The 10,473-nt window shown below is 48.2% G+C and carries 10 protein-coding genes; 5 read left to right on the forward strand and 5 right to left on the reverse strand.

Features of this window, described 5'->3' with window-relative positions; genetic code table 11:
* The 4 genes from bshB1 to ccsA all read right to left on the reverse strand — a co-directional run.
* A partial coding sequence (bshB1, locus tag ABYP73_RS07440; RefSeq protein WP_372973895.1) for a bacillithiol biosynthesis deacetylase BshB1 occupies positions 1-498 on the reverse strand: 498 nt, incomplete at its 3' end.
* Positions 499-510: 12 nt separating this feature from the next.
* The gene (locus tag ABYP73_RS07445; RefSeq protein WP_372973896.1) at positions 511-1,689 is read right to left on the reverse strand and encodes a PLP-dependent aspartate aminotransferase family protein; all 1,179 of its coding nucleotides are present in this window, start codon (positions 1,687-1,689) and stop codon (positions 511-513) included.
* A 38-nt stretch (positions 1,690-1,727) separates the two neighbouring features.
* A complete protein-coding gene (locus ABYP73_RS07450) occupies positions 1,728-3,143 on the reverse strand; it encodes an MATE family efflux transporter (RefSeq protein ID WP_372944867.1) in 1,416 nt (471 codons plus the stop codon).
* Positions 3,144-3,266: 123 nt separating this feature from the next.
* Positions 3,267-6,443, reverse strand: coding sequence for a cytochrome c biogenesis protein CcsA (ccsA, locus tag ABYP73_RS07455; protein ID WP_372973897.1), 3,177 nt, complete (start codon positions 6,441-6,443; stop codon positions 3,267-3,269).
* Between the two features lie 144 nt (positions 6,444-6,587).
* Between ccsA and ABYP73_RS07460 the strand changes: the two genes are divergently transcribed.
* The 3 genes from ABYP73_RS07460 to ABYP73_RS07470 are packed head-to-tail and all read left to right on the forward strand — an operon-like array spanning position 6,588 to position 8,452.
* Positions 6,588-7,352 (forward strand): Rossmann-like and DUF2520 domain-containing protein, encoded by a 765-nt coding sequence (locus ABYP73_RS07460; protein ID WP_372973898.1) that lies wholly within the window; start codon positions 6,588-6,590, stop codon positions 7,350-7,352.
* Positions 7,336-7,863 carry a KdsC family phosphatase gene (locus ABYP73_RS07465; protein ID WP_372973899.1) on the forward strand — a complete coding sequence of 176 codons (528 nt, stop codon included), beginning with the start codon at positions 7,336-7,338 and terminating at the stop codon, positions 7,861-7,863. The genes ABYP73_RS07460 and ABYP73_RS07465 overlap by 17 nt, the downstream gene beginning before the upstream one ends.
* A complete protein-coding gene (locus ABYP73_RS07470; RefSeq protein WP_372973900.1) occupies positions 7,856-8,452 on the forward strand; it encodes a Maf family nucleotide pyrophosphatase in 597 nt (198 codons plus the stop codon). Before ABYP73_RS07465 ends, ABYP73_RS07470 begins: the two co-directional genes overlap by 8 nt.
* A gap of 26 nt (positions 8,453-8,478) precedes the next feature.
* On the opposite strand, the gene ABYP73_RS07475 is transcribed toward ABYP73_RS07470, so the two are convergent.
* Complete coding sequence (locus tag ABYP73_RS07475; RefSeq protein WP_372945110.1) at positions 8,479-8,901, reverse strand: hypothetical protein; 423 nt, start codon at positions 8,899-8,901, stop codon at positions 8,479-8,481.
* A 283-nt stretch (positions 8,902-9,184) separates the two neighbouring features.
* On the opposite strand from ABYP73_RS07475, the gene ABYP73_RS07480 reads away from it, so the two are divergent.
* Together ABYP73_RS07480 and ABYP73_RS07485 are read left to right on the forward strand one after the other, a co-directional pair.
* Positions 9,185-10,120 carry a septum formation inhibitor Maf gene (locus ABYP73_RS07480; RefSeq protein WP_372945111.1) on the forward strand — a complete coding sequence of 312 codons (936 nt, stop codon included), beginning with the start codon at positions 9,185-9,187 and terminating at the stop codon, positions 10,118-10,120.
* 6 nt (positions 10,121-10,126) lie between these two features.
* On the forward strand, positions 10,127-10,473 hold a 347-nt coding region (locus ABYP73_RS07485), incomplete at its 3' end, for a mechanosensitive ion channel family protein (protein WP_372973901.1).

The raw sequence follows: 10,473 nt of genomic DNA on the forward strand, positions 1-10,473 counted from the left end.
ATCTACCACGAAATCAGGCTTCAGGTTCTTCCATTGTATATAGTGGTAGACCTGTTTCGGACGCCAGGCATCCTGCCACTGGTCATCCCCTTCTGCCATGGTGTCGATCTTGACCAAACCGCTTAGAAAACAGGCATGGCTTACCAGTTCGCTGGCCTTCGCATGATCAATATGCCTGTCGTGTACGGCATTGCAAAGGACGATTTCAGGTCTGTACGTACGTATTTTCTTGATCAGGGCCATCTGGTGTTTCCTGTCGTTGACAAAAAATCCATCGGCAAATTCCATATTCTCCCGTACACTCAGCCCCAGGATCTTCGCCGATGCTTCAGCTTCTCTGTCCCTGATCTCCGCGGTTCCCCTTGTTCCGAGCTCGCCCCGTGTAAGGTCGATGATCCCGACTTTCTTCCCGAGGGATATCTCTTTGGCAATGGTTCCTCCTGCGCCCAGTTCCGCATCGTCTGGATGGGCGCCAAAAACTAGAATATCTAATTTCATAAATTCGATATATTAATGGGAATGGGCAGTCAACCCTTTTTTCCTGACCGCCCGCATAGCTTGTTCAATATCATCCATCAGGTCCTGTACCTCCTCGATCCCAACGGAAAAACGGATGAGACCATCCCTGATCCCCTGCTTTTCCCTTTCCTCCGGGCTCAGCAAAGCATGTGAGGTCTGGGTTGGTGACAGGACCGTACTCTCAACGCCGGCTAGGCTCATGGAAGATTTGATCAGCTTCAGGGACTTTTGAAAAAGAGATGCATCTATCTGTTCCTGTAATTCAAAGGACATCATACCCCCAAAGCCGTGCATTTGTTTTTTGGCAATTTCGTGGTCCGGGTGATCCTCCAGTCCTGGATAATATACCTTGCGTATGTCCGGATGCCGGTTCAACCATTCGGCCAGTTTCTGGGCATTCTCGTTTTGTGCCTTCACGCGTATGCCCATGGTCTTGATACTTCTTTCGAGTAACCAGACCGTGTAATCACTCAGGCTTCCCCCCAGGTTTTTGGCAAGGTTAAAGATTCGTTCCATATGGCTTGCTGAGCAGGCCACAGCCCCGGCCAGAATATCCGAATGCCCCCCCATATACTTGGTGGCGCTGTGGATGACCACATCGATACCCAAATCGATGGGATTCTGATTTACAGGGCTGGCAAAAGTATTGTCAATCATGGAAACGATATTGTTCTCCCTGGCTATATCAGCGAAAGCCTTGATATCCGTTATCGTCAGTAGAGGGTTAGAGGGTGTTTCTATATAGACCACACGAGTTGTGGGCCTGATAGCCTTTTTAAAGGACCCGGGATCCGACCCGTCTATAAAGGTGTATTCAATTCCAAACTTCTCGAACTGTTCGGTGATCAGGTGATACGTACCTCCGTAAAGCATGCGCTGGAGCACCACATGGTCTCCGACTTGCAGAAAGGCCAGCAGGGCTGTACTTATGGCTGCCATACCACTGCCGAAGATCATGGCTTCCTCAGCGTGTTCCAGGGCCGCAATTTTCTGGGAAAGGGCCATTTGATTTGGGGTATTAAAATACCTGGGGTACCGCTTGATATCCACATCCTCAAATGCGTAAGATGTACTCATATACAGGGGTGAGACGGCGCCCTTAAACAGGGAGTCCTCCAGTTCTCCGACATGCGTACAAATAGTGTTAAGTCCCTTTTTCTTTGTCTTCATATGGCCTTCGTTGGTGCGGTTAAAGTTACAAAATTAGCTTAAACCACCGTCTGCTTCCAGTGTCCTTTCCGGAACCAGATAACGGCCATAATGGAAAGGAGCACTTCAGCCAGGAGAATAGCGAGATAGACTCCGAGAACCCCCCAGTCCAGATAAAGGGATACGAGATAGGCAAATGGCAGCTGTACAAGCCAGAAAGCGATAAAGTTGATCTTGGTCGGAGTCTGCGTATCCCCCGCCCCATTGAATGCCTGGGTAACTACCATGCCATAGGCATAGAAAAAATATCCGGTGGCCACGACCTGCAGGCAAAGGGCACCGTTCTCTATCACGGGACCCACATCAGAGAACAGGGCGATGATAGGTCTGGCCAGGAACAGGTATACCAGGGAGATCAGGAACATAAAGATGGCGTTGTACTTACCCGTGATCCAGACTGATTTCTCTGCCCTGTCAGGCTTTTCCGCTCCGAGATTCTGACCAACCAGGGTTGCGGCAGCATTGCTCATCCCCCACGCAGGCATAAAGGTGAACATCATGACCCGTATCGCGATCGTATATCCAGCCAGTGCTTCACTCCCGAATTCAGACATCAATCGCATGAGGAATATCCAGCTCGAAGTACCGATCAAAAATTGGGCGATCCCCCCCAGGGATACCTTGATCAGGTTAAGCATAATCTTAACCCTGAGAACCAGGTCAGACAGGGCCAGCCGGATCCTGCTCCCTCCCTTAAAAAGTATATAAAGTTGGAACAGCACTGCACTCCCCCGGCCTATATTGGTTGCGATAGCCGCACCCGTGACCCCGAATTCCGGAATGGGTCCCAACCCAAAAATAAAGATGGGATCGAGGATAATGTTCAACCCGTTGGAAAGGATCAATGTCTGCATGGCAACGGAGGCGTCACCCGCCCCGCGGAACACGGCATTGATCAGGAACAGAAGAACAATAGTGATATTTCCCCCTATCAGGAATTTTGTATATCCATGGCCTTCAGCAATAAGGTCAGAAGATCCTCCCATCAGGGATAGTATTTCCCTGGAAAAGATGAGTCCTATCACGCCTATGATCACGGAGATCAGGATACCGAGAAAAATAGCCTGTACGGCCGCCCGGGCTGCCCCTTTTTCATCCTTCTCCCCTATCCTGCGGGCCACGACAGCCGTTGCCGCCATACTCAACCCGATGGCGAGTGCGTACACTACAGTGATCACGGACTCAGTCAGGCCAATGGTCGCTACCGCATTTACACTTACACGGGAGACGTAAGCGATATCGACGATGGCAAAGATGGATTCCATCATCATCTCCAGGATCATGGGAACCGAGAGCATAAAGATGGCCCGGCGGATACTACCGCTGGTAAACTCCGTCTGCTTACCCCTTACCGCATCCATGAAGATTTTGAAAAAGTCCGAGATGGGATGGCCGGATGTGGATTTCGGATCCATTACGCGATCGTGATTGTTTGGTTGATTCGCAAAACCGGATGATTCCCGGGACCAGAAGCCGGAATTTTGGGATTGCAAACTATAAAGTTGCAAAAAAAAGGGTTAAGAAAGGTCTATGGTTCTTTAATCTGTGAAATTTACTCTGTACCTCCAGTAGCTCAAGGCCCCCAATAAAGCAACCCCCAACAGGGTATACCAAATAAAGGAGGGTGTGATGACCTGGGCCCCGCTTGCATAACTATGGAGACCGACCAGGTAAAAATTCACCCCGAAATAGGTCATCATGATGCTCGAAAAGGCGATAATACTCATGAAGTTGAATGTCCACTTGCCCCTGAGCCCGGGTACCAGCCTCATATGGATCACAAAGGCATAAATAAAAATAGAGATCAGTGCCCATGTCTCTTTGGGGTCCCAACCCCAGTAACGCCCCCAGCTCTCATTGGCCCATTGACCGCCCAGGAAGTTACCGATGGTTAGCATGATGACACCCACGGTCAGGGCGAGCTCATTGATAATTGTGAGCTCTTTGAGGTTGAGGTCCATCTTGGCCTTGTTCTTTTTGTTGGTCAGGATGATGAGCAGGAGAGAGACCACACCCAGGATCATCCCTACGGTGAGTGGACCGTAGCTCCCCACGATCACCGCCACATGGATCATTAGCCAGTAACTGTCGAGTACCGGGACCAGATTCGCAATAGCCGGATCTACCCAGCTTTGATGGGCTATCCAGAGGAGCATGGAGGTGACGAAAGTAGACGCGGCTATGGTCATGTCGCTCTTCCTTCCCAGGGAGATCCCCATGGCCAGGGTAGCCCAGGAAACATAGAGGATACTTTCATATGCATCACTCCAGGGAGCGTGGCCGGAGATATACCACCTCATGATGAGGCCTGCCGTATGCCAGATGAAGAAGAGGTAGATTACCCCCTTGAAGAAATAGGTCGCGATCTTCCAAATCTCCCTGTCCTTAAAGATCCTGAGCACGAGAACCAGGAACATCAGAATACCCACCAGGGCGTAGTACTTGTACAGCCTGTTAAAGATGTCCAGCTTGTTGTATATGGTCTCCGCCTCTATCCTGTTCTGAGAGGGCAGGACCTCAGCTCCGTGGTTCTTCTGATTTTGTGCAAAAGCCTTTACGATCTTGTCGGCTTCGGTGTAATCCCCGGAGACTTTGGCTTCCCTGAGCGACATCAGATAATAAGGGACCACATTGTGGATAAAGTTTGCGTAAAGCGTATCGCTTACCTGGAACTGGCCGCTGCGGAATTCTGTAGCAGAGATCCACTTGTTGTTTTCGTCATTGAGGAGGGGAAAAATCTTGAGGATCTCCCCACTCAGCGTTCTGTCCAGCAAACTCAGACGAAAATATGCGTCTTTGAAATCTTGTTGAAACTTATTGGGGGTATTGGTAGCAAAGGCCTCCTGCAGGTAGGGGCCCAATTTGTTCCTTCCCTGTGCATCGAAAAAGTCGGTCGCCTTGATATATTTCTGGCCTTCCGGCACGCCTATGATCTTGCGAATGCTGTCATTCTGGGCCTTTTTATCGAGGGCGATGAAATCCGTATTGTACCATAGGGCCGGATTGAGCATCATGGAGATAAAGACCTGGTCTGCATTGAGATCTTTGTAGGAATCCTTGAGACTCAGCTTCCTGAGCAACTCTGAAGCAAAGGTGTTGATGGGCTTCATCCTCCCCCCTTCATCCTGTATGATGATCTTTCCGAACTTGGCAGCGTGCTCATCTGGGATGGTTGTGGCACGAAGCAAGGAATCCAGGTCGGCCTCACTAGGACCGGAAGAATGAATATGCCCTGGAGCCTGGGGGGCCTGCTGGGCATTCAGGGGCAACAATAGAGCTACAGCCAATACCGCGGTCAGGGCGGCTTTTTTCTTCTTTAATTTATCCAGGGATCTCGCGAGATCTTTGAACCTGGTTTTGCCGAAGAACATGATTCCCAACAGCCCTAAGTACAATAGGAAATACCCCGTATATGTTATCAGGGTCCCGGGACGGTCGTGGTTTACGGAGAGTACGGTTCCCTTTTCATCCGGGTCAAAACTCGCCTGGAAGAATCTGTATCCCTTGTGGTCAAGGACATGGTTCATATAGATGTCATAGTCGAAAGGGCGCTCATCTTCCACAGTGATCTTACTCATAAAGGAAGCATAGGCCTTTTCGGTACCCGGGTATTTTTCAGCGATAAAGTCGTTGAGTTTAATACTGAAGGGCAATTCATAGACCTTGGATCCATAGCCCAGGGTGAAATCGAGGCCTCCCAGGGAGAATTTGTCCATAAAACTGCTGATGCCCTTGCCTCCTAGCACTTCTTTCCTGACGGTTTCGCCATTGGTCGTGATATCGAGGATCAGAGCATCCTGGGTATTATTATCCTGTTCTTCTTCAGGGACCTGCACTACCCCGTAGGACCCTTTGATCACCGGTTCCGGGAAAACGAACTGCATGGTACCCATGGAGTAGAGGGATCGCAACTGGAGGGTTTGAAGGCTGTCTTTTTCAAGGTTTCCCTCGAATTGATCTGCCATGCGCATAAAACTTGCTTCAAAAGGGGATTTGATCTGGTAATCTTTTCCATCCCAGAAAATATTGACTGCCCCTTCGGTCTGCTCATTGAGCGAGAAAAGGACGTTATGTACACTGGTAACCTTTCCTTCCTCCAGATAGTGTTCGTGTCGGTTTCCATCTCCTGATTCAACGATCTTCAGGTAGTTCGTCCCATTTTCGTCCGGCACCAGGCTTTTTTTAGCTCCTTTGATAAATCCGGCATAGGCAATCTCAAATTCCTGCCCGTTGAAATCTTCCTTCCACGGCAAGGTGGATTGCATACCCTCGGGCGTCACGATCAGGTCGTCCTGCAAGGGTTTCCTCCTCAGCTCCCCTTCCATCTCACCGTCTACCAGCACGGTGAGGTAGGTCTTATCCGAATAAAAAACTCTTTCGGTATTCCCTTCTCGTATCGGCATCATGCCTTCGAATCCGATATAGCGTGTTACCCCGGCTCCTATGATGATGAGGATCCACGACAGGTGTAACACAAGGACCGGCCATTTCTTCCACTGCAGGAGGCGATACCGGAACATGTTTCCGATAAAGTTGATCACGAAAAAGACCATAATGATCTCGAACCACCGCGCATTGTAGATGTAAATCTTTGCAGTTTCAGTGCTGTACAGGCTTTCGACGAAAGTGCCAATGGCCATGGCCAGGGCAAATACCAGGAAAAGAACAGCCATGAGTCGGGTCGAGAACAGGATCTTCTTCAGGGTCTCTAACATAAAATCATATCGATTTATCGAATATTTAGCCGCAAAAATACAGCCTTTTTGGCGTTTAGGGGGTCCGATTGCCCCAGAAAAAGTTAAACATTAATGTTAATTATTTTGAAAGCAACACCCTCTTAAAAAATTGTACTTTTGGGCATGCTCAAACTTATCCTCATAGGGACGGGAAACATTTCCAGGTTTCTCTTTGATGTCCTTGTTGATCATCCCGATGTTTCTATCATGCAGGTCCTGGGAAGGAATGAACAGGCGCTGGATTACTTCAGGGACCACACAGAAGTGAGCAGTGATTTTAAGGAGATAGCTTCAGCCGATGTATACGTTCTGGCTGTCAGTGATCAAGCGATCGCAGAGATCTCCCATAATCTGCCCATTGAAAAAGGATTGCTGGTGCATACCGCTGGAAGTATTTCCATGGACGTGCTCCCCGGAGAAATGAGACGGGGGGTATTCTATCCTTTACAGACCCTGAGCGGTATCCTGCCGGAGAAGATAAGAGACATCCCATTTTGTGTGGAGGCTACTCGTGAGGAAGACTACCTCCTCCTTGAAAAACTGGCGCTTTTAATCTCTGACCGGGTAGAGCGTATCAATTCCGAACAGCGGAAATTCCTGCATCTCTCGGCGGTTTTTGCCAATAATTTCAGCAACCACCTCTTTTATCTCTCTTCTGAGGTCTGCGAGGAGCATGGGGTGGATTTCGACCTGATCAGGCCTCTGATAAGGGAAAGTTGTACGAAAGTGATGAATCAAACCCCCTTTGAAGCCCAGACAGGGCCGGCACGCAGGGGTGATCAAAGGACCCTGGAGGAGCATTTGGGGATGCTTAAGTCACCACGACTTAAGGCGATCTATGAACTATTAAGCGAATCAATCCAAAAAACCTATGGAAGAGAGTTATAAGACCCAGCTCAAACACATCACCACCTTCGTCTTTGACGTCGACGGGGTGCTGACAGACGGACTTGTATTGGTCACCTCCGATGGGGAACTGCTGCGGAAGATGAATGTTCAGGACGGGTATTCCATCAAGACCGCCATTCAGAAAGGTTACCATATTTGCATCATTACCGGAGGTACCAATGAGGGGGTGAGCAAAAGACTTCAGGGTCTCGGGGTAAAGGATGTCTTCCTCGGGGCACATGACAAAAAAAAGATCTTCTCAGAATACCTGAAACGGCATTCCCTTTCCCCGGAACAGGTGTTGTACATGGGTGACGACATTCCGGACATCCCGGCCATGCAGATGGCAGGTTTGCCCTGCGCACCTCTGAATGCTGTACCAGAGGTCAAGTCGATCTGCCGCTATATCTCTCACAGAAGCGGAGGGGAAGGCTGTGTGAGGGACGTGATCGAGCAGGTCCTGAAAGTCAGGGGGGATTGGTTCCAGAACTTCAGTGCTGCTAATGATTGAGAATCCGCTCAGCAACAGATTAAGAGATCACAGGATACTCCTGGCCTCGGGTTCCCCTAGGAGACAGGAATTCCTGAAATTGATGGGGATTCCTTTTGAAGTCGTCAGAAACGAGGTAGACGAGCGATATCCTTCTCATCTAAAAGGGGCTGAGATCTCGGACTACCTGGCTGTTTTGAAGGCGGAGTCCCTACGGGAAAACCTCAAACCCGGGGATATCCTGATTACGGCAGACACAGTGGTCTGGTACCGAGAAACCTCCCTGGCCAAACCAGCAGATCTGGAAGATACGTGCAAAATGCTCACAACGCTTTCCGGTCAATGGCACAAAGTGATCACCTCGGTCTGTTTCACCACCCTTGATGAACAGCGTGTCGTGCATTGTACGACCGAGGTGCGATTCAGGGATCTGGAAGCGGATGAGATCCGATATTACGCGGAACACTTCAGTCCGCTAGACAAGGCCGGTGCCTATGGCATACAGGAATGGCTGGGGATGGTCGGGATAGAAGAAATCCGCGGCTCTTATACCAATGTAGTAGGCCTACCTACTTTTGAATTCTACCAAACCCTTAGAGACCTTACATAGAAGGAGCAGTAAATGGATATCAATCTCTAAAAGCAAGTAAAATCGAACGTTCCATTGGAACTCCCTGAGGCGGTAGGAGTAGCAGAACTCATGTTGTAATCGCCTCCATTATCTGATTTTAATTCAAGGACATAATTCTCATAAGCCTGACCATTGCTATAGGAAAGATTTATAATAGCCGTAGAACCAGAGGTTGAATATGTATAACTGTCTGCTGTAAAAGTTTGGCCGGTTTCAGGATTAGTTCCCCTTACTTCTTGATTAGGAGCACTAAATGTATATCGAATTATTCCCTCGACACTATCTCCGTTAGCATTGTCTATATAAATATTTATGTTACATCCGTTGATTGAACTCGGCCATTCTGCTGACGTGGCATCTTCTTCAAGTAGATCGCAGGAAGTGAATACAAAAGCAATAAGGATAATTAAGATGTTTCTTTTGGTCATGATTGGTGATTTAAAATGAATACTCAAACCTAGATTAAACAACCCCTTCCTCATAATTTATTGGCTAAACAATCACATTTTCAGGATAATATGAATAAATTCTTGAGTGATTATGGATCGAAATAACATCGATTGATCACTTTTTTATAATAGCTAATCTTAATTTTCACTAGGGGTTTCTTATAAGCAAGTAGTTGAAATTGAGTATTTCAACGACGTTTACAAAACGTTAATGGCCATGGCGAGGTAAAATGTGTTGGGTACCTTCGCAAAAATATTGTCCATGACACCCCTATTTTCCAGAATATCCATTCTAATACTTTTTACATTTCTGGGATTATCCTCCTGCCGGAAAGTAGAAAAGAAAGTTGCAGCTGAGGAAACGCAGGAAACATCTCAAAAGGCAGATCCCAAACCGCTGACGCCATTCTTTAAGAATTACTGGTACGCGGGAGAGGCCGAGATCACCTCCTACGAGCTGGAACAGGCCCGATACGGACAATTACACCCGGGTAAAGCGGTACTCATCTTTGTGACAGAACCCTTTAATCCGGAGAAACAAGTGAAAGCCGACCTGAGTTCTCCATCAAACGTCTCTGTCCTGAAACTGAATGCCACCAAGAATTTTCTGACCGGGATATACCCCTACTCTGTAATGAGCAGCACCTTCTACCCAGTGGCTGACAACCAGCATGCCATTAAGGTATCCTCATCGATTCAGGAATGGTGCGGACAGGTTTTCACCCAATTGAACAACAGGGAACAGTTTGAGGTCAGGTCCTTCTCCTATTTCGAATCAGAGGGAGACCAGGAACTGCAACTGGATAAAGCACCTCTAGAAAATGAAATCTGGACCCAGATCAGAATCCGGCCGGAAAGTCTTCCCACAGGTGAGATTTCCATGGTCCCCTCCTTGGAATACCTCAGGTTGATGCACAATCCCATTCGGGCCTACCGGGCAGTGGGTGAGCTCGAACAAAAACAAGGATTCTATACCTATAATCTTTCCTATCCTGAACTGGAACGCGAACTCAGGATCCGATTCACAGATGTCTTTCCGTACACCATTGAAAGCTGGGAAGAGACTTATCCCAGTGGTTTTGGTCCCTCGGCACAGGTACTTACCACGAAAGCCAGGAAAATTAATTCCTTAAAAACCCCGTATTGGCAACAAAATGGAAATGAGGATGTATCTTTGCGGGATATATTGGGAATTTAAATTTACATGGAAGATTTTATCCTTGGATATAGCAATGAATTGCTGAGCTCCGCAATCATCCTTACCGTATTGGTCATTCTCAGGTTCCTTACCCACAAGGCGGTCAGGAAAGTGGGAAGTATCAGCGACCTGAATGAGGCGAGAACCAGGCTCGTCAGCAAATATATTTCCTTTGGGTTTACCGCACTCGCTATAGTGGCACTGGTCCTGATCTGGGGGGTAAATATCAGGGAACTCGGGTTGATCCTGTCCTCCATTTTCGCTGTGATAGGTGTAGCGCTTTTTGCCCAATGGTCTATTTTAAGCAACGTAACGGCCGGGATCATTCTGTTCTTTTCCTTTCCCTTCAAGAT

This window comes from Muriicola sp., from assembly GCF_041567615.1.
GTDB lineage: Bacteria > Bacteroidota > Bacteroidia > Flavobacteriales > Flavobacteriaceae > Muriicola.